This window comes from Massilia sp. NBRC 108631, assembly GCF_059704565.1.
The window spans coordinates 1-24,524 of record NZ_BAAKJE010000191.1; the positions used below are offsets into that span (position 1 = coordinate 1).

11 protein-coding genes and 1 riboswitch are annotated in these 24,524 nt (G+C 68.6%); of the genes, 6 read left to right on the plus strand and 5 right to left on the minus strand.

The window, feature by feature from the left end; translation table 11 throughout:
* Positions 1-300, plus strand: a 300-nt coding sequence (locus AC6H42_RS21085) for a chemotaxis protein CheB (RefSeq protein ID WP_497548873.1), incomplete at its 5' end; no start/stop codon positions are given.
* Positions 297-3,827, plus strand: a complete 3,531-nt coding sequence (locus AC6H42_RS21090) for a response regulator (protein WP_497548874.1) — start codon at positions 297-299, stop codon at positions 3,825-3,827. The genes AC6H42_RS21085 and AC6H42_RS21090, both read left to right, overlap by 4 nt.
* Before the next feature lie 16 nt (positions 3,828-3,843).
* On the opposite strand, the gene AC6H42_RS21095 is transcribed toward AC6H42_RS21090, so the two are convergent.
* From AC6H42_RS21095 to AC6H42_RS21110, 4 genes are read right to left on the minus strand one after another with little or no spacing between them, the layout of a single operon-like run.
* The gene (locus tag AC6H42_RS21095) at positions 3,844-5,640 is read right to left on the minus strand and encodes a DUF885 domain-containing protein (protein WP_497548875.1); all 1,797 of its coding nucleotides are present in this window, start codon (positions 5,638-5,640) and stop codon (positions 3,844-3,846) included.
* Positions 5,641-5,659: 19 nt separating this feature from the next.
* Positions 5,660-7,471: a DUF885 domain-containing protein gene (locus AC6H42_RS21100; protein ID WP_497548876.1), complete on the minus strand. Its 1,812-nt coding sequence runs from the start codon at positions 7,469-7,471 to the stop codon at positions 5,660-5,662.
* A gap of 34 nt (positions 7,472-7,505) precedes the next feature.
* Positions 7,506-8,657, minus strand: coding sequence for an HPP family protein (locus tag AC6H42_RS21105; RefSeq protein ID WP_057155346.1), 1,152 nt, complete (start codon positions 8,655-8,657; stop codon positions 7,506-7,508).
* The gene (locus AC6H42_RS21110) at positions 8,654-9,139 is read right to left on the minus strand and encodes an Lrp/AsnC family transcriptional regulator (protein ID WP_057155347.1); all 486 of its coding nucleotides are present in this window, start codon (positions 9,137-9,139) and stop codon (positions 8,654-8,656) included. Before AC6H42_RS21110 ends, AC6H42_RS21105 begins: the two co-directional genes overlap by 4 nt.
* 128 nt (positions 9,140-9,267) lie before the next feature.
* Between AC6H42_RS21110 and AC6H42_RS21115 the strand changes: the two genes are divergently transcribed.
* Together AC6H42_RS21115 and AC6H42_RS21120 are read left to right on the plus strand one after the other, a co-directional pair.
* Positions 9,268-11,349, plus strand: a complete 2,082-nt coding sequence (locus AC6H42_RS21115; RefSeq protein WP_497548877.1) for an aminotransferase class V-fold PLP-dependent enzyme — start codon at positions 9,268-9,270, stop codon at positions 11,347-11,349.
* 313 nt (positions 11,350-11,662) lie between these two features.
* Complete coding sequence (locus tag AC6H42_RS21120) at positions 11,663-20,257, plus strand: GH36-type glycosyl hydrolase domain-containing protein (protein ID WP_497548880.1); 8,595 nt, start codon at positions 11,663-11,665, stop codon at positions 20,255-20,257.
* Between the two features lie 17 nt (positions 20,258-20,274).
* Here the strand turns inward: AC6H42_RS21120 and AC6H42_RS21125 are convergent, their stop codons facing one another.
* A complete protein-coding gene (locus AC6H42_RS21125; protein WP_057155348.1) occupies positions 20,275-20,850 on the minus strand; it encodes a TMEM165/GDT1 family protein in 576 nt (191 codons plus the stop codon).
* An 88-nt stretch (positions 20,851-20,938) separates the two neighbouring features.
* Positions 20,939-21,048: riboswitch (yybP-ykoY riboswitch) on the minus strand.
* A 99-nt stretch (positions 21,049-21,147) separates the two neighbouring features.
* On the opposite strand from AC6H42_RS21125, the gene AC6H42_RS21130 reads away from it, so the two are divergent.
* Entirely contained in the window at positions 21,148-22,998 is a 1,851-nt protein-coding gene (locus tag AC6H42_RS21130; protein WP_497548878.1) for a M1 family metallopeptidase, read from the plus strand.
* Positions 22,995-24,524, plus strand: a 1,530-nt coding sequence (locus tag AC6H42_RS21135; protein ID WP_497548879.1) for a serine hydrolase, incomplete at its 3' end; no start/stop codon positions are given. The genes AC6H42_RS21130 and AC6H42_RS21135, both read left to right, overlap by 4 nt.

Here is a 24,524-nt window from a genome sequence, read left to right on the forward strand (position 1 = left end):
GCGCCGGTGAGTTTCGCGCGGCCCTCGGTGGACGTGCTGTTCGAATCGGCAGCCGCCTGCTTTGGCAGCGCGCTGGCCGGCGTGGTGCTGACCGGCGCCGGCGCCGACGGCGCCGACGGCCTGGCGCACATCGCGCGGCTGGGCGGCTACACCATCGTGCAGGACCCAGCCGACGCCGTGATGGACCTGATGCCGCGCGCGGCGCTGGCGCGCCTGTCGCCCGGCACGCCGAACGCCATCGCCACGCTGGCGCGGCTGCCGCTGCTGCTGCAGCGCCTGGCCGGCACGGAGGCGGCATGAACCGCCGCGCCGCCGTCCTGGCCCCGGTGCCGGTCCTGCTGGTGGACGACAACGACGACAACCTGCTGGCCCTGACCGCGCTGCTGGAGGGCTTGGAAGGGCTCGAGCTGGTGGTTGCCGGCAGCGGCGAGGACGCCTTGCGCCAGCTGCTGCGGCGCGAATTCGGCCTGGTGCTGATGGACGTGCAGATGCCCGGCATGGACGGCTACGAAGCGGCCACGCTGATGCGCGCCAATCCGAAGACCCGCAACGTGCCCATCGTGTTCGTCACCGCGCTGCTGGGCGGCAGCGACTTCGCCTTCCGCGGCTACGAGAGCGGTGCGGTGGACTATCTGGTCAAACCGATCGAGACGGTGGTGCTGCACGCCAAGGTCAACGTGTTCGCCACGCTGTACCGCCAGCGCCTGGCCATTGCCGAGTTCGAACGCTATGTGAGCCAGGTGGAGAATGTCATGGCGGCGCGGCGCGCCGGTCCGGACAGCCGGCAGCTGCGCCTGTTGCTGGTGGACGACCAGCCGGCCAACCTGCTGGCGCTGGAAGGCCTGCTGGGCGAGCTGGCCGAGCAGGCCAACGTGCAGCTGGTGCGCGCCAGCTCCGGCCCGGAAGCGTTGCGCGCGGTGCTGCGCGCCGACTACGCGGCGGTGCTGCTGGACGTGCAAATGCCCGGCATGGACGGCTTCGAAACGGCTGAACTGCTGCGCGCCAATCCCCGCACCAGCACCCTGCCGGTGATCTTCGTCACGGCCGGCATGAAGGACCGCGCGGCGCAGTTCAAGGGTTACGAGCTGGGCGCGGTGGACTATCTGATCAAGCCGCTGGAGCCGCACGTGCTGGCGTCCAAGGTGCGCGTGTTCTGCGACCTGTACCGCCAGCGCCTGGCGCTCGAGCAGCAAAGCGCGCACCTGGAGGCGCTGGTGGCCGAACGCACCGAGGCGCTGCGCCGCAGCGCCGACGAGCTGTCCGATTCGCGCGAGCGCTACCGCCGCCTGCTGGGCGCCGTCACGCACCAGCTGTTCTCGCTGCGCCGCGAAGGCCGGCAGCTGCGCTCGTACGGCCACGGTTCCGGTTGCGAAGCGGTCACCGGCTATCCGCCGCAGGCGTTCCAGGACGACCCCACCCTATGGCTGACCATTGTCGCCGAGCCGGAGCGCGCGCTGGTGGCGGCGCGCGCCGCCGCCGCGCTGGACAGCGGCGCCATCAGCCAGTACGAGCACCGCATCCGCTGCTGCGACGGCGTGCCGCGCTGGGTGCGCTCCACCTTCGTGCGCGCCGGCACCGACGACAGCCCCGTGTGCGACGTGCTGATCGAAGACATCGACCAGCGCCGCCGCGTGGAGGAGGACCGTGCGCACCTGATCGACCAGCTGGCGCTGGCCACGCGCGCGGCGCGGCTCGGCATCTGGGACTGGGACTTGTCGGCCAATGAACTGGTGTGGGACGAGCGCATGTACCACCTGTGCGGCGTGGCGCCGGGCCAGCTGGGCGACGCGCACCAGACCTGGCTGGCCACCGTCCACCCCGAGGACCGCCAGCTGTGCGAACGCGCCCGCCAGCGCGCGCTGTGCAGCGACCAGCCTTACGACATCGAATTTCGCGTGGTCCATCCGGACGGCGGCATCCGCTACATGAAATCGGACGGCCAGGTGCTGCGCAACGCGCAAGGCCAGGCGGTGCGCATGACCGGCATCCACTACGACATCACCGAGCGCAAGCAGGCCGAGGAAGAAATGCGGCGCCACCGCGACCACCTGCTGGAACTGGTGGACGAGCGCAACGCCAGCCTGCGCGCCATTGTCGACAACGCGGCCGACGGCATCATCTCGGTCGACGAGCAGGGCGTCATCCTCAGCTTCAACCGCGCCGCCGAGGAAATGTTCGGCTACAGCGAAGCCGAGATCCTGGGACGCCCGGTCGGCAAGCTGATCCCGCTGGCCGGGCGCGCCGTGCGGCGCGATCCCGGCGCGGCGCGCAGCATGGACCTGGAAGGCCAGCGGCGCGACGGCAGCGCCTTCCCCATGCACGTGGCGATCAGCGAGGTGGAGGTGGGCGGGCGGCCGCGCGTGATCGGCATCCTGCGCGACATCTCGCAGCAGAAGGCGGCCGAGGCCAGCCTGATCGCCGCGCGCAACGCGGCCGAAACGGCCAGCCAGGTGAAGTCCGAATTCCTCGCCAAGATGAGCCACGAGCTGCGTACCCCGCTCAATGCGGTGATCGGCTTCTCGCAGCTGATGTCGCGCTCCGGCACCCTGCTGCCGGACCAGCAGCGCAACCTGGACATCATCCACCGTTCCGGCCAGCACCTGCTTACCCTGATCAACGACGTGCTGGCGCTGTCCAAGATCGAAGCCGGCGGCACCCGCGTGGACGCCGCCGACACCGACCTGGCGCGCCTGCTGGAAGAGGTGGCCGAGATGCTGCGCATCCGCGCGCAGCACGCCGGACTGGAGCTGGAGCTGGCCATGGAGCGGCTGCCGGCTGCCGTGAAGGTGGACGCGGTCAAGCTGCGCCAGGTGCTCATCAACCTGCTGGGCAACGCGCTCAAGTTCACCCAGCAAGGGCGCGTGCTGCTGCAGGCCAGCGCGCATGCCGGGTATGACGCGGCCTGCAAGGGCGGCCAGGCCTGCATCAGCTTCGTCATCAGCGACACCGGCATCGGCATGGCGCCGGGCGACCTGCAGCGCATCTTCGACCCCTTCGTGCAGGTGGGCGCGCCGGCCAGCGAAAGCGGCACCGGGCTGGGGCTGGCGATCTCGCGCGAGTACGTGGAGCTGCTGGGCGGCGTGCTGCAGGTGGAGTCGGAAGTGGGGCAAGGCTCGGTGTTCAGGTTTACGCTGAACTTGCCGCTGGCGGAGGCGCCGCGCGCCTTGCCATCGGCCGACGGCACCGTGCTGGGGCTGGCGCTGCACGAGCGCGGCAAGCGCGTGCTGGTGGCCGACGACGACCGCGAGTCCCAGCTGCTGCTGGGCGAACTGCTCGAGCCGCTGGGATTCGTGGTGGCGTTTGCGAACAACGGCGTGGAAGCGCTGGCGCGCGTGGCCAGCTTCGCGCCGCAGCTGGTGCTGATGGACTGGCGCATGCCGGAGCTGGACGGCCTGGCCACGATACGGCGCATGCGCAGCCAGCCGGACTGCGACGAGGTGCGCGTGATCATGTGCACCGCCAGCGCGTTCGAGGAGCAATGCGAAGTGGCGCTGCAAGCGGGCGCGGACGCCTTCCTGCGCAAGCCGCTGGACACGGCGGAGCTGTACGCGCGCATCGAGCAACTGCTCGGCGTGCGCTTCCTGCGTGCGGCCTGCGCCGGTGAAAGCGGGGCCGGCGGCGGCATGAAACCGGTGCTGAAAGAAGAGTTGTCGGGCCTGCCCGCCGAAGTGCGGAAGGCGTTGAAAGAAGGCGCGGTGGAACTGGACCAGCAGCGACTGGCCGGCGCGCTGGCCGCGATCGAACGCGAGTGTCCCGACCTGGCCGGGCGCCTGCGCCACATGACGCAGGCGTTCCGCTACCGCGAACTGTTTGCCTTGCTGTCGTGAGGCGCAGCGGCGGCGCCTACTTCGACTCGGCGATCCAGCGGTCCACTTTGGCTTCCAGCAGGCTGAGCGGCACGGTGCCGTCGCCCAGCACGATCTCGTGGAACTTCGGCAGGCTGAATTTGTCGCCCAGCGCCTTCTGCGCGCGCTGGCGCAGTTCCACGATTTTCAGCGAGCCGATCTTGTAGCCCAGCGCCTGGCCCGGCCACGCCATGTAGCGCTCGGTCTCGCTCTTGGCCACCGCGTCGTAGCCCAGCGTGTCGCGCATGTACTTGATGGTTTGCTCGCGGGTCCAGCCCTTGGCGTGCAGGCCGGTGTCCACCACCAGGCGGGTGGCGCGCAGCAGCTCGTCGTTCAAGTGGCCGAAGTATTGCGCCGGATCGTCGAACAAACCCATTTCCTGGCCCAGCGTTTCAGCGTACAGCGCCCAGCCTTCGGTGAAGGCATTGTTGCCGCCGTATTTGCGGAACAGCGGCTGGTCCAGCTCCTGCGTCAGCGCGATGTGGAAGTGGTGGCCGGGTTTGCCTTCGTGCAGGAACAGCGTGTTCATGCCGGTGCTGCCGTACTTGGCCGGGTCGTTCACCACCGACCAGAACACGCCGGGTCGCGAACCGTCGCCGGCCGGCGCGGTGTAGTGGTCGGCGGCGGTGGCGCGGCTCAGCTCGGGCTCCAGGCGCAGGTCCAGCCTGGCCTTCGGCACCAGCGTGAACATGGCCGGCAGCTTGGTGTCCAGCAGGTCGTTCAGCTTGTGGTACACGGCCTGCACTTCGTCCTCCGTCTTGAACGGGTAGAACTTCGGCTGCCCGGACACCCACACCGGCAATCCTGCCGCCGGGCCGTTGTAGCCCAGCTTCGGTCCCAGCACGGCGAACTGCTGCTGGATGCGCGCCACTTCCTTCAGGCCGATGGCGTGGATCTGTTCCGGCTTCAGGTTCGTGGTGGTGGACGAGGCCACCGCCGCCAGGTACCACTCCTTGCCTTGGGGCAGGGCGCTCCAGCCGGAACTGGTGCGCGCGGCCGGCAGGTAGTCGGCTTCCATGAACGTGGCCAGGCGCTCCAGCGCCGGATTGAGCTTGGCGATGGCGTCCTTGTAGGCGGCGCTCAGGCGCTGCTTGTCCGCGTCCGCGAAGGTCGCCGGCAGCTTGTTGATGGCGGTGTAGTAGATGCTCGCTTCCGGCGTGGCGCTCGGCAGCTTCTTGAACTGCGGCAGGGCCGATTCCACCAGCGCCTTCGGCAGCACCACGCGCTTGGCCATGCCCTCGCGCATATTGGCGATGGCCTGGTCTATCCACGCCGGCAGCTGCGTCAGGCGGTTCAGGTAGGCCTCGTATTCCTTCACGGTGCCGATCGGCTGCGACGCTTCGCCGCCGGCGAAGTTGGCCAGCGTGACGGGCATGCTGTCCATCTGGTTCAGCGGCAGCAGGTGCTCGGGGAATTTCTCGAACGAGAGCAGGGTTTTCAGCTCGAAGGCCAGCACGTCGTAGTGGATCCTGTCGCTGCGGCTGAGCTGAGCGCGGGGGATGGCTTGCAGGCGTTTCCGGTAGCCGTGGTACAGCGCGAACTGCCTGGCGCGCACGGCGGGCGAGATGCTCATGCCGATCTGGTCGTCGAAGCGGTTGTCGCCGTTCTGGGTGGCGTTCACCGGCTCGTAGCGCGCCAGCGCGGTGTAGTAGTCGTCCGCCAGGGTGCTGAACTGCTGCTTGGCGGCGGGCGCGCTGACGGCGGGGATCTGTTCGGTGGCGGGGGCGGCATGGGCCGGCGCGAAGGCCAGGGCGACGGCGGCGGCCATCGTGGCGAGGATGTGGCGGTTGTTCATCGTGGTGTGTCTTTCTGAATTATTTGGTCTCGGCGATCCATTGATCGACCTTGGCTTCCAGCAGGCTGAGCGGCACGGTGCCGTCGCCCAGCACCACCTCGTGGAAGGCGGGCAGATTGAATCTCGGGCCCAGCGCCTTTTCGGCGCGTTCGCGCAGCGCACTGATGCGCAACTGGCCGATCTTGTAGCCCAGCGCCTGGCCCGGCCATGCCATGTAGCGTTCCGTCTCGCTTTTGGCGCGGCCTTCGAAGCCCAGCGTGTCGCGCATGTAGGCGATGGCCTGCTCGCGGGTCCAGCCTTTGGCGTGCAGGCCGGTGTCCACCACCAGGCGCGCCGAGCGGAACAGCGCCGCGTTCAGGTGGCCGAAGTATTGCGCCGGATCGTCGAACACGCCCATCTCGTTGCCCAGCGATTCCGCATACAGCGCCCAGCCCTCGGTGTAGGCGTTGTTGCCGCCGAACTTGCGGAAGTCCGGCATCGCCAGTTCCGGCATGCGCGCCAGGTGGAAGTGGTGGCCCGGCTTGCCCTCGTGCAGATACAGCGTGGTCATGCCGGTGGCGTTGTACTTGGTGGCGTCGTTTACCACCGACCAGAACACGCCGGGGCGGCTGCCGTCGGTGGACGGCGCGGTATAGTGGTTGGCGGCGGTGGCGCGCGTCAGCGCCGGTTCCAGCTGCAGGTCCAGCTTGGCTTTCGGCAGCACGGAGAACATGGCCGGCAGCTTGCTGTCGAGCTGGGCGTTCAGCTGGTGGAACACGGCCTGCACGTCGGCGTCGGTCTTGAAGGGGAAGAATTGCGGCTGCTTCGACACCCACAGCGGCAGGCCGGCCGCCGGGCCGGTGTAGCCCAGCTTGCCACCCACCGCTTCCATCTGCTGCTGGATGCGCGCCACTTCCTGCAGGCCGATGGCGTGCACCTCGTCCGGCTTGAGCGCGGTGGTGGTTTGCAGCGCCACGTAGGCCTGGTACCAGGCCGCGCCGTTCGGCAGCGCGCCGTAGCCGGCCGTGTCGCGGCAGGCCGGCAGGTAGTCGGTTTCGATGAAGGCGGCCAGGCGCGCCAGCGCCGGCAGCACCTTGGCGCCCACCGCGTCGCGGTAGGCGGCGGCCAGGCGCTGCTTGTCGGCGTCGGCGAAGGCGGCGCCGGGCAGCTTCTTCACCGGGGCGGCGTAGGCACTGGTGTCGGCGCCGGCGGCGGCCAGCGATTTCAGTTGCGGCAGCAGGGAGGCCATCAGGGCCTTGGGCTGCACCACGCCCTTGCGCATGCCCTCCCGCATGTTGACGATGGCCTGGTCGATCCAGCCCGGCAACTGCTGCAGCCGGCTCAGATAGGCTTCGTATTCCTTCACGGTGCCGATCGGCTGCGGGCCGTCGCCGCTGGCCAGGTTGGCCAGCATTACCGGCATGCTGCTCATTTGCTCCAGCGGCAGCAGGTGGTCGGGGAAGGGCGCCAGCGACAGCAGCGCCTTCAGTTCGAAGTCCAGGATGTCGTAGCTGATGCGGTCCTCGCGGCCCAGCTGCGCGCGCGGGATGGCGTGCAGGCGCTTGGCGTACTGGCGGTACAGGGCGAACTGCCGCTCGCGCCGCTGCGGCGAGATGGTCAGGCCGATCTGGTCGTCGTAGCGGTTGTTGCCGCTGGCGGTGGCGTTCATCGGATCGAAGCGCGCCACCGCGTCGTAGTATTCGTCGGCCAGGGCCAGCAGGCGTTTTTGCGGCGCGGTTGCCGTGCTGCTGGCGGGGGCGGCTGCGGCAGCTGCGCTGGCATTGTGTGCCAGCGGCGCCATGGCGAGCAGCATGGCGGTGGCCAGCGCTGCGGGCTTGATGCGGAGGTTCATGCGGCGTTTTCCTAGGTTGGGTGAAGTGGGAAAGCTAGTGGGCCAGACGCGACTCGTACAAGGCCGCCACCAGGTCGGACTGGGTGACGATGCCGGCGAAGCGCTGTTCCTCGTCCACCACCGGAATGTGGTGGAAGCCGGCGTCCGCCATCAGCGGCACCAGGTCGATGATGGGCGTGGCCAGCGTGGCCAGCGCCGGCTTGGTGGTCATGATCTGGCCCACCACTTCGGCCTTTTCGGTGTGCGTCACGCCGGTGCGGCGCAGGAAGCGGCGCAGTTTCTGGGTCACGGTATGGTAGTCGTCCAGCCCGCTGTGGTCGAGGAAGTCGGTCTGCGTCACGATGCCGATCACGCGCCGCGCGCGGTTCAGCACCGGCAGCGCGGCCACCTTGCGCGCGCGCATGTCGCGCCAGGCCGTTTCCAGCGCGGTGCCGAATTCGGCCGTCGCCACGTCCTTGGACATGATGTCGCCGCAGGAGATCACGCCGAAGCGGCGCTGGTAGGCGCGCATCTCGGTTTTCAGGAAGATCTCTTCCAGGTCGTCGCGGCTGACGTCGAGCACCTGGTTGTACTGCTTGAGCACCGCGTCCAGGTCTTCCGGCTTGAAGCCCAGGCGCAAGGTGGGTACCGGGTCCTGCGTGGCGTGCGGATTGGTGTGCGCCGGCTGCTGCAGGTGCGGGTAGCGGCGGCCGGTGAGGTTGTTGTAGACGATCGCCACCACCACCATCATGGCGGAATTGATCAGCACCGTCACCAGCGGGAACTCGAAGCCGGCGGCGTGGATTGCCGGACCGCCCATCACCACCGTCAGCGCGACCGCGCCGCCGGGCGGATGCAGGCAGCGCAGCACGAACATGGCGCCGATCGCCAGCGCCACCGCCAGCGCGGCCACCGGCACCGAGTCCCCCAGCCAGCGCACGCAGGCCGCGCCCACCAGGCCGCACACCACATTGCCGCCGATGACGGACCAGGGCTGGGCCAGCGGACTGGCCGGCAGGCAGAACAGCAGCACGGCCGAGGCGCCCATGGGGCCGACCAGGAAGATGTGCGACGGTTCATTGGGCAGCAGGTAGCGGCACAGCAGGCCGGTGATCAGCAGCGCGAGGATGGCGCCGCTGCAGGCGCGGGCGCGCTCGCGGAAGCTGGTGTGGCTGGGCGCGGGCAGCAGCGAAGCTAAAAAGTTCATGTAGGCAATCCGTGGGAGACGAGGTGCAGAGGTAATTCAGTAGTGAATTTTATCTGTTCCATGGAGAAAGCGGACGACACCCCGGTCAATTGCACGGCCTTGATCAGCTTCTTGTAAAAACGGTCATAGCCTTCGATGTCGGTGGTGACCACCTTGAGCAGGTAGTCGATGTCGCCGCTCATGCGGTGCAATTCCAGCACCTCCGGCAGCGCCTGCACGGCGGCGGCAAAGCGCGCCAGCCATTTCTCGTCGTGCTGGCTGGTGCGCACGCTGACGAACACGGTCACGCCCAGCCCGGCCTTGCGCCGGTTGACGATGGCCACGCGCTTGTCGATATAGCCTTCCTCCTCCAGCCGCTTCAGGCGTTTCCAGCAGGGCGTGCTGGACAGGCCGACCTTCTCGGCCAGGTCGGCAATCGACAGCGTGCCGTCCAGTTGCAGGGCGCCCAGGATGGCGTAATCATAACGGTCTAGCTGGTTCATTCTATTATTTGATAAAACATAGCATATTCATCCCATATTATGCGCCTTTGCAGTGTGATTTTGGAATATATGATTCGGCGCCTGTGCGTAAGCTGTTGAGTATCCGCCATCCCGCACACGGCTTCATCATGACTCCAGAAATCTACCTCGACGGCAACGCCACCAGCCCTGTTATGCCCGCCGCCATTGCCGCCGCCGTGCGCGCCATGGAAGACTGCTACGGCAACCCCAGCAGCAGCCACACCACCGGCCTGCAGGCCAGGGCGCTGCTGGACGGCGCCCGCCAGCGCGCGCTGCGCTTGCTGGGCGTGGAGCAGGGCAGCCTGATGTTCAACAGTGGCGCCACCGAGGGCATCCAGACCGCCGTGCTGTCGGCGCTGTGCGCGCTGCGCGAGCGCCGCGACGCGGGCCAGGCCATCGGCTCGCTGCTGGTGTACGGCGCCACCGAGCACAAGGCCGTGCCGGAAGCGCTGGCGCACTGGAACCGCCTGCTGGGACTGAATCTGGCACTGAGCAAGCTGCCGGTCGATAGCGACGGCCGGCACGACCTGCCGGCCCTGCGCGCCATGTTGCCGCAGACGGCCATGCTGTGCACCATGGCCGCCAACAATGAAACCGGGGTGCTGTCGGACATTGCCGGCATCGAGGGGCTGCTGGAGGAAACCGGCTGCGGCGCGTACTGGATGGTGGACTGCGTGCAGGCGCTGGGCAAGTTCCGCCTGCGCCTGGCGCGCAGCCGCATCGACTATGCGCCGTTCTCCGGCCACAAGCTGTATGCGCCCAAAGGGATCGGCATGCTGTACGTGCGCCAGGGCGCGCCTTTCACCCCGCTGATCGTGGGCGGCGGGCAGGAGTCGGCGCAGCGCTCCGGCACCGAGAACATGGCCGGCGTGGCCGCGCTGGACGCGGTGCTGGCGGCGCTTGAGCAGGGCGGCGTGTTCCGTCCGCACGACGTGCTGTGCACCTTCCGCGAGCGCCTTGCGGCCAGCCTGCGCCGCGCGCTGCCGGGCGTGGTGTTCAACGCCCCCTTCGAGCACGCGCTGCCGACCACGCTCAATTTCTCCGTGCCCGGCCTGTCCAGCAAGGAGCTGATGGATGTATTCGATGCGGCCGGCGTGCGCGTCAGTGCGGGCAGCGCGTGTTCAGCGGCCAAGGCCGCCCCCAGTTATGTGCTGCAGGCGATGGGCGTGCCGGACTGGCGCGCCGCCAGCGCCATCCGCATGTCTTTCGGCCCGCTGGCGGACGAGGCTTGCATCACGCGCGCCTGTGAACGCATCGAGCGTTGCGGCGCCGCGCTGCGCGCCAGCGGCTTGATCGCGCAGGGCGGCAGCCTGCCGGCGCAGGACGGCGTGCTGCAGCTGGGCAGCGGCGGCGCCTGCAGCTGGCTGGTGCACGACGCGGCCAGCCGCAGTTGCGTGGTGATCGATCCGCAACCGGAATTTTCCGAACGCATCCTGGCCCACGTGCGCGGCCTGGGCTACCGCGCGGCTGCGGTGTTGGGCACCGCGCCGGGCGCCGGCCTGGCCACGCTGTCGCGGGCGCTGACCCTGGCGCCGGGAGCGGACGCGTTCGGCTGGCGCGCCGGCCGCGCTGACGCCGATGCCGCCGATGCCGCCGGCAATGGCGAGCAGCTGGCGCTGGGCGGCCAATTGCTGCGCCGCGTGCTGATCGATGGGCAGGCGGTGTATTTGCTGGGCCACGCGGTAAACGGCGCCTTGCCGGCATCGGCCGCGCGCCATGCGTTTATCGGTGCGCTGGCGCCGCAGCGGCTGGCCGGCCTGGTCGGCGCCGATACCTTGCTGTGCGCCGCCAGCGACGCGCAGCAGCCCTTCTGCAGCAGCCTGCAGGCGCCTGCCGATGGCCTGCCGCCGGCCGATCTGCACCTGGATCCGGCCGCGTTGCAGGACCTGCTGCGGCGCCATCCGGACGCCATGCTGGTCGACGTGCGCGAAAGTCATGAACACTTGGTCGGCGAGCCGCTCGCGCTGTCGGGGGGCCAGGTGGTCAGCGTGCCGCTGGGGCAGCTGGCGGGCCAGATCCCGGCCTGGATGGCGGCGCCGGTGCCGCTGGTCTTCTTCTGCCGCAGCGGCAACCGCAGCACCAGGGCCGCGCAATGCCTGCGCCGCCTCGGTTATGCGCAGGCCTACGACCTGGCCGGCGGCATGGCGCTGGGCATGGTGCCAACGGCGGCGCTGCCGCTGGCGGCGTGAGCGCTTGCGTCATTGACACCCGGAATGCTGTGTTGCCCAGCCTGAAGCAAGGCGGCTTCCTGCCCGGTTGTTCAGCCATGTAAGGATTTCTGTACGTCAGCGCACCGTCACCTGTCGTGCGCCTCCGTAACATTGCTTGGACCATACTTGACAATGCTTGTCAGGGTAGATTGCGAGGTCCAAGTTGAACGAACATCCGATACTGTTGCCAAGTGCGACGATAGGTTTCCGTGAGGTTAGCGCCGGAGCGTTGCAGGACGGTGCGCAGGATGACGATTCCCCGTTGCGCGCGGAATTGTTCAGCGCGCAGCAGATGGCGGCCCACGGCAAGACGCTGGCCGAAACCCATGAACTGAGCAAGCGCGGCGGCCCGGACCGCCTGCTGGCGCGCCTGGCGGAAAACGCCGAGGTGATCGCCCAGACCTGCGACGAGCTGACCGACGCGGTCAAGAATTCGCGCCAGATCACCCCCGCATCCGAGTGGCTGCTGGACAACTCCTACCTGATCGAAGAACAGATCCGCACCGCGCGGCGCCACCTGCCCAAGGACTACAGCAAGGAGCTGCCGCGCCTGGCCAGGGGCGCGCCGGACGGCACGCCGCGCGTGTACCAGATCGCGCTGGAAATCATCGCCCACGGCGACGGCCGCGTCGATCCCGAAAGCCTGTGCCGCTTCGTCGACGCCTACCAGGAAGTGTCCACGCTGAAGCTGGGCGAACTGTGGGCCATCCCCATCATGCTGCGCCTGGCACTGATCGAGAACCTGCGCCGGGTGGCCGCGCGCGTGGCCGAGAACCGCATCGAGCGCGACCTGGCCAACAACTGGGCCGACCAGATGATGGAGATCGCCGACAAGAACCCGAGCGGGCTGATCCTGCTGGTGGCCGACATGGCGCGCTCCAATCCGCCCATCACCAGCGGCTTCGTGGCCGAACTGGCGCGCCGCCTGCAGGGCCAGAGCGCCACCCTGACCCTGGCGCTGACGTGGATCACGCACCGCCTGGCCGAATCGGGCCAGACCATCGAGCAGCAGATCCAGACCGAGATCCAGCACCAGGCCGCCGAGCAGGTCTCCATCGCCAACAGCATCGGCAGCCTGCGCTTCCTCGGCACCATGGACTGGCAGGAGTTCGTTGAAACCATGAGCGCGGTGGAACAGACGCTGCGCCTGGACCCGGCCGACATCTACGGCGAAATGGACTTTGCCACCCGCGACCAGTATCGCCACGTGATCGAGAAGCTGGCCAAGCGCTCGCCGCACAGCGAGTCCGAGATCGCCGTGATGGCGCTGCAGCTGGCCAGCGCGCGGCGCGACGGCGCGGACCCGCGCCACGCCCACATCGGCTACTACCTGGTGGGGCGCGGCGTGCTGATGCTGGAGCGGCAGGCCGGCGTGCGCCTGCCGCCGCTGGCGTCGCTCCAGCGCACCACGCGCGCCTCGCCGCTCACTTCCTACCTGGGCGCGATCGCCGCCATCACGGTGGTCATTTCCGGCCTGCTGGTGGAACGCGCAGGCAACCAGGGCGTGGAGGGCTGGCAGCTGGCCGTGCTGGCTCTGCTTGCCGTGCTGTGCAGCAGCCAGCTGGCGCTGGCGCTGGTGAACTGGGCCGCCACCCTGCTGACGCGGCCCAACCCCCTGCCGCGCATGGACTACAAGCAGGGCATTCCGTCCGACGCGCGCGCGCTGGTGGTGGTGCCCACGCTGATCTACAGCAAGGAGAACGTGGCCGAACTGTGCGAACAGCTGGAAGTGCGCTTCCTGGCCAACCGCGACATCAATCTGCGCTTCTGCCTGCTGACCGACTTTGCCGACGCCAAGGAAGAAGCGCTGCCGGGCGACGCCGCGCTGCTGCAGCAGGCGCAGGAGGAAATCCGCCGCCTCAACGAGCTGTATACGGCCGGCGCCGACACCACGCCGCGCGGCGCGGCAGTCACGGCCGGCCCGCAGGGCAACGCGCCGGCCGGCCCCTTCCTGCTGCTGCACCGGCCGCGCCTGTGGAACGCCGCCGAGAACGCGTGGATGGGCCGCGAGCGCAAGCGCGGCAAGCTGGAAGACCTGAACCGCTTCCTGCGCGGCGGCGCGCGCGACCGCTTCGCGCTGGTGGTGGGCGACACCAGCGACCTGGAAACCTTCAAGTACGTCATCACGCTCGACACCGACACCCAGCTGCCGCGCGACGCCGCGCGCCAGTTCGTGGCCACCATGCAGCACCCGCTGAACCGCCCCGTGATCGACCCGCGCCGCAACCGCGTCACCGAAGGCTACGGCATCCTGCAGCCGCGCGTGGCGGTCAGCCTGCCCAGCGAGCAGGCCTCGCGCTACGAGAAGCTGTGCGGCGGCGAGCCGGGCATCGACCCCTACACCCGCACCGTGTCCGACGTCTACCAGGACGTGTTCTACGAAGGCTCCTTCATCGGCAAGGGCATCTACGACGTGGACGTGTTCGAGCGCGTGCTCGGCGCGCGCCTGCCGGACAACCGCATCCTCAGCCACGACCTGCTGGAAGGCTGCTACCTGCGCGCCGGCCTGCTGAGCGACGCGCAGCTGTACGAACAGTATCCGGCCCGCTACAGCGACGACATCAGCCGCCGCCAGCGCTGGATGCGCGGCGACTGGCAGCTGCTGTCCTGGGTGGTGGGCAAGGTGCCGCTGCGCGGCGGCCAGCGCGAACGCAATCCGCTGTCGGCGCTGTCGCGCTGGAAGCTGTTCGACAACCTGCGCCGCAGCCTGGTGGCGCCGGTGCTGACCTTGTCGCTGCTGCTGGCCTGGAGCGCGCTGCCCAACCCGTGGTTCTGGACCCTGGCCGTGCTGGCGGTGATCTTCGTGCCGCCGCTGGCCAGCTCGCTGTACGACCTGGCGCACAGGCCGCGCGACACGCTGTGGACGCAGCATGTGAACGCCACCGCGCGCCGCAGCGGCATGCAGTTCTCGCACGCGCTGCTGACACTGGTGTTCCTGCCCTATGAATCCTTCTTCGGCCTGGACGCCATCGTCCGCACCCTGTGGCGCATGACGGTGTCCAAGCGCCGCATGCTGCAGTGGCGCGCCTCGGCGCTTAGCCAGCAGGGCAAGCATTCGGGCAACGAACTGGCCGACTACTGGCGCACCATGTGGGCCTCGCCCACGCTGGCGCTGGTGGCCGGCGTGGCGCTGCTGGCCTGGCGGCCGCAGTCCTTCGCCGCCGCGCTGCTGTTCCTGGCCGGCTGGCTGGCCGCGCCCGTGGTGGCGTGGTGGATCAGCCAGCCGCTGCGCCGCGAGCAGGCCGCGCTCAGCCCCGAGCAGAACACCTTCCTGCATATGCTGGCGCGCAAAACCTGGGCCTACTTCGACACCTTCGTCGGCCCCGAGGACAACTGGCTGCCGCCCGATAATATGCAGGAGCATCCGGTGCAGGTCATCGCGCACCGCACCTCGCCCACCAATATGGGCATGGCGCTGCTGGCCAACCTGTCGGCGCACGACTTCGGCTACATCAGCGGCGCGCAGCTGGTGGCGCGCACCGCCGGCACGCTGGACGCGATGGCCAGGCTGGACCGCCACCAGGGCCACTTCTACAACTGGTACGACACGCTGACCATGAAGCCGCTGTACCCGATCTATATTTCAACGGTCGACAGCGGCAACCTGGCGGGCCACTTGCTCACCCTGCAGCAAGGGCTGCTGGAACTGGCCGACCAGCCCATCGTCGCACCGCAGGTGGTCGACGGCATCGGCACTTCCATCCTGGTGCTGATGGAGGCCGTGGCCCAGGTGCCGGGCGGCGGCGTCGACGTGCCGGACGAGCTGATCCAGCTGCAAAAAGAGCTGGCGCCGCTGCGTCCCCTGTATCCGGCCAACCTGATCGAGCTGCACGCCTGGCTCAAGCGCGCCGCTGCCGCCAGCGCGGCCTATCAGCCGGGCGAGGCCACCGCGCAGATGTGGGCCGCCGCGCTGGCGGTGCAGTGCAAGGCCGCGCTGGACGACCTGCTGCTGCTGGCGCCGTGGGTGACGGCGGGCGAAGTGTTCGACGCCAACCTGCTGCGCATCCCCACGCTGCGCGAGCTGGCCGCCATGCCGCAGGGCGCGCAGGGCTACGCGCAGGCCGACCTGGCGCCGGGCGAACGCGAACGGCAGCAGCAGCTGGGCTCGCTGGTGGCGCAGGGCGCCGCGCAGGCGCGCCAGCGCATCGACAAGCTGGTCCAGCTGGCGCGCCAGGCGCAGGAGTTCGCCCAGGTGGAATACGGCTTCCTGTTCAACCCCACCACCAATTTGCTGGCCATCGGCTACAACGTCACCGAGCGCCGGCTGGACGCCAGCTATTACGACCTGCTCGCTTCCGAAGTGCGGCTGGCCAGCTTCGTCGCCATCGCCCAGGGCCAGCTGCCGCAGGAGCACTGGTTCGCGCTGGGACGCCAGCTGTGCATGCTGGGCGGGAAGCCGGTGCTGCTGTCGTGGAGCGGTTCCATGTTCGAGTACCTGATGCCGCTGCTGGTGATGCCGAACTACCCCAGCACCTTGCTGGACCAGACCTACAATTCCGTGATCGGCGCGCAGATCGACTACGGCAAGCAGCGCAGCGTGCCGTGGGGGATCTCCGAGTCCGGCTACAACACGGTGGACGCGGCGCTCAACTACCAGTACCGCGCCTTTGGCGTGCCGGGCCTGGGCCTGAAGCGCGGCCTGGCCGACGACCTGGTGGTGGCGCCGTACGCCAGCATGATGGGGCTGATGGTGCATCCGGAAGCGTCCTGCGCCAACCTGCAGAAAATGGCCGGCCTGGGCTTCATGGGCCGCTATGGCTTCTACGAGGCGGTCGACTACACGGCCGCGCGCCTGCCGCGCGGCCAGAACCATGCGGTGATCCGCTCCTTCATGGTGCACCACCAGGGCATGGGCCTGCTGTCGCTGAGCTACCTGCTGCACGACCGGCCGATGCAGCGCCGCTTCGAGGCCGATCCGCTGCTGCAATCGACCTTGCTGGTGCTGCAGGAGCGCAGCCCGCAGGCCGGCGCCTTCTACTCCAACACCGCCGAGCAGGCCGCCATCCGCACGGTGGCGCAGGAGCAGGCGCTGCCGATGCGCATCCTGACCCAGCCCAACGCGCCGGTGCCGGAAACCCAGCTGCTGTCGAACGGCCGCTACCACGTGATGGTGACCAGCGCCGGCGGCAGCTACAGCCGCTGGAAGGACTTGTCCGTGACGCGCTGGCGCGAGGACAGCACGCGCGACAACTGGGGCAACTTCTGCTATGTGCGCGACCTGGACGACGGCACCTACTGGTCCACCACCTACCAGCCCACGCTGGCCGAGCCGCGCAAGTATGAAGTGATCTTCTCGGAAGGGCGGGCCGAGTTCCGGCGCAGCGACCGCGACCTGGAGCTGTACACCGAGATCGTGGTGTCGCCGGAGGACGATATCGAGATGCGGCGCACCCGCATCACCAACAAGTCCGACCGCCGCCGCACCATCGAGGTGACCAGCTTTGCCGAAGTGGTGATGGCGCCGGCCCCGGCCGACGCGGCCCACCCGGCCTTCTCCAAGCTGTTCGTGCAGACCGAAATCCTGCCGCAGGAAACGGCCATCCTGTGCACGCGCCGCCCGCGCGGCAAGGAAGAGCACATGCCCTACATGCTGCACCTGATGACCTTGCACGACGCGGCCATCAGCAATGTTTCCTATGAAACCGACCGCGCGCGCTTCATCGGCCGCGGCAACACCGCCATCGCGCCGCGCGCCATGCTCGAGCCCGGTCCGCTGAGCGGCGCCGAAGGCTCGGTGCTGGACCCTATCGTGTCGATCCGCTACCAGATCGTGCTGGAGCCGGACGAATCGGCCACGGTCGATATCGTCACCGGCATGACCGACACGCGCGAGTCGGCGCTGCACCTGATCGACAAGTACCAGGACCGCCACCTGGCCGACCGCGTGTTCGAGCTGGCCTGGACCCACAGCCAGGTGGTGCTGCGCCAGCTGAACGCCAGCGAAACCGACGCGCAGCTGTACGGCCGCCTGGCCAACAACGTGATCTATCCGAACGCGTCGCTGCGCGCCGACGCCGGCATCCTGAGCAAGAACCAGCGCGGCCAGTCCGGCCTGTGGGCCTACGCCATCTCCGGCGACCTGCCCATCGTGCTGCTGCAGATCCGCGACCCGGCCAACATCGAGCTGGCGCGCCAGATGGTGCAGGCGCACGCCTATTGGCGCCTGAAGGGCCTGGTGGTGGACCTGGTGATCTGGTACGAGGACCTGTCCGGCTACCGGCAGGCGCTGCAGGACCAGATCATGGGCCTGATCGCCTCCGGCATCGACGCCCAGGCCATTGACCGCCCGGGCGGCATCTTCGTGCGCATGGGCGAGCAGATCGCGCCGGAGGACCGCATCCTGCTGCAATCGGTGGCGCGCGTCATCATCAGCGACGACCGCGGCACCCTGGCCGAGCAGCTCAAGCGCCCCGGCCCGGCGCCGCTGCGCATGCCGCCGCTGATGGCGGACCCGCGCGGCGAGTACGACGAGGCCGGCCCGCACCTGCACAGCCCGCAGGGGCTGCAGCTGGCCAACGGCATCGGCGGCTTCTCGGCCGACGGCAGCGAATACGTGATCGTCACCAGCGAGGGCCAGCGCACGCCCGCGCCGTGGTCCAACGTGCTGGCCAACCCGCAGTTCGGCAGCGTCATCTCCGAGAGCGGCCAGGCCTACACCTGGCAGGAGAATGCGCACGAATTCCGCCTCACGCCGTGGCACAACGACCCGGTGTCCGACGGCAGCGGCGAGGCGTTCTACCTGCGCGACGAACAGAGCGGGCGCTTCTGGTCGCCCACCGCCTTGCCGGCGCGCGGCAGCGGCGACTACGTCACCCGCCACGGCTTCGGCTACAGCACGTTCGAGCACACCGAGGCCGGCATCGCCACCGAGCTGACCACCTACGTGGCGCTCGATGCGCCGCTGCGCTACACCGTGCTCAAGGTGCGCAACGACTCGCAGGTGCCGCGCAGGCTGTCGGCCACCGGCTATGTCGAGTGGGTGCTGGGCGACATGCGCTCCAAGTCCGGCATGCACATCATCACCGAGCTCGATCCGATCAGCGGCGCGCTGTTCGCGCGCAACCCGTACAACACCGAGTTCTCGGGCCGGGTGGCCTTCTTCAACGCCGACGCCGCCACCCGCTCGGTGACGGCCGACCGCACCGAGTTCCTGGGCCGCAACGGCACGCTGGCCGATCCGCAAGCGCTGCACCGGGTGCGCCTGTCCGGCAAGGTGGGCACGGCGCTCGACAGCTGCGCCGCCATCCAGGTGCCGTTCGACCTGCTGCCGGGCCAGGAGCGCGAGATCGTGTTCCTGCTGGGACTGGGCGGACGCCGCAATGCCGACGCCTCCAGCATGGTGCAGAAGCACGGCGGCCGGGCCGCCGCGCGCGATACGCTGGAAGCGGTGCGCGCGCACTGGCACAAAACGCTGGGCGCGGTGCAGATCGCCACGCCGGAAGCAGCGCTGGACGTGATCGCCAACGGCTGGCTGATGTACCAGACCATCGCCTGCCGCATGTGGGCGCGCAGCGGCTACTACCAGTCCGGCGGCGCATTCGGCTTCCGCGACCAGCTGCAGGACGCGATGGCCATGGTGCACACCGAACCGCAGCTGCTGCGCGACCATATCGTGCTGTGCTGCGCGCACCAGTTCGTGGAAGGCGACGTGCAGCACTGGTGGCATCCGCCGTCGGACCGCGGCGTGCGCACCCACTGCTCGGACGACTACCTGTGGCTGCCGCTGGGCGTGGCGCGCTACGTCGCCACCACCGGCGACCAGAGCGTGCTGGACGAGGTGGTGCACTTCCTTGAAGGACGCCCGGTCAAGCCGGAAGAGGATTCCTATTACGACATGCCGACCCGTTCGGCCGTCACCGGCAGCGTGTACGAGCACTGCGTGCGCGCCATCCGCAACGGCTTGCGCTTCGGCGTGCACGGCCTGCCCCTGATCGGCTCCTGCGACTGGAACGACGGCATGGACAAGGTGGGCGAGGAGGGCAAGGGCGAGAGCGTGTGGCTGGCCTTCTTCCTGTACGAAGTGCTGCAGCGCTTCGCCGAGGTGGCCGATCGCCACGACGGCGCGGCGTTCGCGGCGGAGTGCCGCGAGGAGGCCCGCAAGCTGGCGGCCAACGTGGAGCAGAACGCGTGGGACGGCCAGTGGTACCGGCGCGCCTACTTCGACGACGGCACGCCGCTCGGCTCGCACGAGAACGAGGAATGCCAGATCGATTCGATCTCGCAGAGCTGGGGCATCCTGTCCGGCGCGGCCAGCAAGGAGCGCGTGCACGGCGCCATGGCGCAGGTCGACCAGCGCCTGGTGCGGCGCGACTTCGGGCTGATCCAGCTGCTCGATCCGCCGTTCGACAAGGCCGACCTGAATCCCGGCTACATCCGGGGCTACGTGCCGGGCGTGCGCGAGAACGGCGGCCAGTACACCCACGCCGCCATCTGGACCGTGATGGCGTTCGCCAAGATGGGCGACGTCGAAAAGGCCTGGGAGCTGATGCGCATGATTAATCCGGTGCAGCACGGCAGCACGCCGGAATCGAGCGCGGTGTACAAGGTGGAGCCTTACGTGGTGACGGCCGACGTGTACGCGGTGTCGCCGCACGTGGGGCGCGGCGGGTGGAGCTGGTATACCGGTTCCTCAGGCTGGATGTACCGCCTGATCCTGGAGTCGCTGCTGGGCCTGACGCGCACGGCCGACAAGCTGTCGCTGGCGCCGCGCATTCCGGCCGCCTGGCCGGGCTACACGCTGACCTACCGCTACGGCGCCAGCGTGTACACCATCGCGATCCAGCGCGCAGGCGCGCCGGGCCTGACGGTGGACGGCGCCGTGCAGCCCGGCATTGAGATCCAGTTGGTGGACGACGGCCAGCCGCATGCGGCGACGTTGACGCTGTAGGGCGCCGCATCCGCGCCTCAGATGCCGAACGAGGCGCCGGCGCCGAGCAGGGTGGCCACGCCGATGGCCGCGAAGAGGGCGGCGGCTATGCCGTGCACCAGCTTGAGCGGAATCCTGGCGGCCGCGCTCTTGCCCAGGTAGACCGCCGGCACATTGGCCAGCAGCATGCCGAAGGTGGTGCCGGCGACGACGGCCAGCAGGCTGTCGAAGCGCGCCGCCAGCGCCACGGTGGCGATCTGGGTCTTGTCGCCCATCTCGGCCAGGAAGAAGGCGATCACGGTGGCCACGAACACGCCGTATTTGGCGGTGGGCTGCTCGTCCTCGTCGATCTGGTCGGGGACCAGTATCCACGCCGCCATGGCCAGGAAGGATATGCCCAGCACCCAGCGCAGCACGTCCGGCCCCATCAGGCCGGTGATCCAGCTGCCCAGCGCACCGGCGAAGGCGTGGTTGGCCACCGTGGCGGTAAAGATTCCCAGCACAATGGGCACGGGGCGGCGGAATTGCGCGGCCAGGCAGAAGGCGAGCAGCTGGGTTTTATCGCCGATTTCAGCGAGGGCAACGATGCCGGTGGAGAGGAGAAATGCTTCCATGTGATGAGGTCTTCAGGGCCGGACGTTAACCAAAGATCCAGGAGCGACTCCGGCCCAAAGCGGCCGCTCCCCGATCGATAGTCTCGCCAAGCTGCGCGGCATCGCACTGTGTGCGTGCCGCAGCCACCTGCGCCACGGCCTGCGGGCCGATTATGTTGACGCAGGTTCTTCCGGTGGGGCCGGAAGCCGACTACTCCCTAAAGTTCTTTTCGCATTGTATCAGACTGGCCCGCTGAGTGAAAAATCCAGCCCTTGTATGCTATTCTGCTCCGCGCCCTTTCTTAACCAAAGAAGCCTATGCAAAACCATACCCCCCTGCGCTTGCTGTTGTGCGCGCTGCTGGCCCAGGCCGGAACCGCCCTGGCGCAAGACCCGCTCAGCTACGCGCGCTACGACCAGGTCCGCACCACGGACCTGCACCTGGACCTGAAGGCGGACTTCAGCAACAAGACCCTGAGCGGCTACGCCGAACTGACGCTGAACTGGCTCGACAAGTCGGCCCGCTCGCTGGTGCTCGACACGCGCCAGCTCAGCATCGCCAAGGTGCAGGTGCTGCAGCCGAACGGCCGCTGGAGCGCCGCCTCCTACATGATGGACAAGCCGGACGCCGAGAAGGGCCAGGCGCTGCGCATCGCGCTGGCCAACCAGCCGCAGAAAGTGCGCGTCTATTACCGCACCGCGCCCACCGCGTCCGCGCTGCAGTGGATGACGCCGCAGCAGACCATGTCCGGCAAGCGCCCCTTCATGTTCAGCCAGTCCGAAACCATCGACGCGCGTTCCTGGGCGCCGGTGCAGGACACGCCCGCCGTGCGCTTCACCTACAGCGCCCGGGTCGATGCGCCGTCCGGCCTGCGCGTGGTGATGAGCGCCGAGAACGACCCGCAGGGTACCGGCCAGGGCGGCTGGAAATTCAAGATGCCGCAGCCGATTCCGTCCTACCTGCTGGCCATCGCCATCGGCGAGATCGAAGTGCGCAGCCTGGGCCCGCGCACCGCCGTGTACGCCGAGCCGGCCCGCATCGACGCCGCCGCCTACGAGCTGGCCGACACCGAGAAGATGATCGACGCGGCCGAGTCGCTGTACGGCCCTTACCGCTGGGGACGTTACGACATGCTGGTGCTGCCGCCATCCTTCCCCATCGGCGGCATGGAAAACCCGCGCATGACCTTCCTCACGCCCACAATGATCGCGGGCGACCGCAGCCTGGTCGACCTGATCGCGCACGAACTGGCGCACTCCTGGTCCGGCAACCTGGTCACCAACGCGTCGTGGAAGCACTGGTGGCTCAACGAGGGTTTCACCACCTACGTCACCACCCGCATCGTGGAAAGCCTGTACGGCGCCGAAGTGGCGCAGATGGGCCTGCAGCTGGAGCAGGAGGAGCTGTTCGCTTCGCTGAAGGACATCCCGGCGCCGAAGCAGGCGCTGATCACGCGCGACCCGGACACCGGCAGCGCCACCTACACCGACGAAGGCCTGGCCTATCCCAAGGGCGCCTGGCTGTTGCACACGCTGGAGCAGCGCGCCGGCCGCGCCGTGTTCGATCCTTTCCTGCGCGGCTGGTTCGACCAGCACGCCTTCCAGTCGGCCACCACCGAGCAGTTCCTGAGCTACCTGCAAAAAAACCTGCTGGCCCAGCATCCGGAAGTGATGGCGCAGGCCGAGCTGGATGAGTGGCTGTACGGCGCCGGCGTGCCGGCCAGCGCCAAGCGCGTCACCTCGCCGCGCCTGGCCGGCCTGGACGCGCAGCGCGACGCCTGGCTGGCGGGCGAGCTGGCCACCACCAGCCTGGCCACCAAGAACTGGATCGCCATCGAATGGATGCACTTCCTGAACGATATCGACGGCAAGGCCACGGCTGCGCAGCTGAAGGAGCTGGACCAGGCTTTCGGCCTGGCCAGGAGCGGCAACAATGAAGTGGCGTTCCGCTTCTACCTGGCGTCCGTCAAGGCGGGCTACGACGTGCGCGTGCCGCTCAACAGTTTCCTCATGAGCGTGGGCCGCAAGAAATTTGTGGTGCCGCTGTACACCGCGCTGCTGAAGAATCCGGCCGAGCGCGACTGGGCGCTGGCGCTGTACAAGCAGGCGCGCCCGCGCTACCACCCGGATACGCAAAAGGCGGTCGACCAGCTGCGGGACAAGAAATGAGCGCCGTGCGCACCATGTTGAACCGGAACTTGAACTCGAGCCGCATCCGCCTCGGCAAACCGGCCGCCGCCCTGGCGCTGGCCATCAGCGCCGGCGCCGCCTTCAGCGGCGCGGCATGGGCCCACGGCGAGGCCCCGGCCTCCCCGGTCCCGGCAGCAGCGTCGGCCGCCGCGCCGGCGGCGTTCGACCTGGACGCCGACGTCAACCGTGTCCTGAGAACCTTCGACGTGCCCGGCATCGCCATTGCCATCGTCAAGGACGGCAAGGTGCTCGCCGCCAAGGGCTACGGTGTGCGCAAGCTGGGCGATCCGGCGCCGGTCACCGGCCGCACGCTGTTCGAGGTGGCCTCCAACTCCAAGGCCTTCACCGCCGCCGCACTGGCCATGCTGGTGGACGAGGGCAAGCTGAAATGGGACGACCCCGTCACCAGGCACCTGCCCGGTTTCCAGATGTACGATTCCTACGTCACCGGCGCCATGACCGTGCGCGACCTGCTGACCCACCGCAGCGGCCTGGGCCTCGGCGCGGGCGACTTGATGTGGTGGCCCACCTCCACTTTCACCAGCGACGAGATCATCGAGCGGCTGCGCTACATCAAGCCGGCCACCAGCTTCCGCAACAGCTATGCCTACGACAACCTGCTCTACATCGTGGCCGGCAAGATCATCGCCGACAAGGCCGGCAAGCCATGGGGCGACGCGGTGCGCGAGCGCATCCTGGCGCCGCTGGGCATGGACGGCACCACCACCAGCGTGGCCGCCATGGTGCAAACGGCCGACTACTCGGCGCCCCACAGCAAGGTGGGCGAGGCCACCACCGTGGTCAAGCCGATGCCGGTGGAGAATGCGATCGGCGCGGTGGGCGTCAACACCAGCGCCGAGGACATCGCGCGCTGGATGAACATGCTGCTGAACGGCGGCAAGGCGCCGGACGGCAAGCAACTGCTCAGCGAGAAGCAGCTGGCCGAAATGTGGACCGCGCAAACGCCGATGAAGATCAGCGAGCCGAAGCCGCCGCTGGCCGCCACCAAGCCGAACTTCGCCGCCTACGGCCTGGGCTTCCAGCTGCGCGACTATCGCGGCCGCAAGGTCGCCCTGCACGGCGGCGCGCTGCAAGGCTTCTACTCGCGCATGCTGCTGGTGCCGGAAGAGAAGCTGGGCATCGCCATCTTCACCAACGCCGAGAACAGCGGCGCGATGGCGGCGCTGCAATGGCGCCTGCTGGACCAGTACATGGACGCGCCGGCGACCGACTGGATCGGCATTGTCGCCGCCGACGAGCAAGCCAAGCACAAGGAAGAATTGGCGAAGGTGAGCAAGGCCGCCAGCGCGCGGGCGGCCAAGTCGCAGCCGTCGCTGTCGCTGGCCTCGTACGAGGGCGAGTACCAGGATGCCTGGTACGGCCTGGTGACCATCCAGCGCGAAGGCCGGAAGCAGGTCATGCGCTTTGTGAAAACGCCGGACCTGGTGGGCGAGCTGGAGCACTTCCAGCATGACACCTTCATCGTGCGCTGGCGCCAGCGCAAC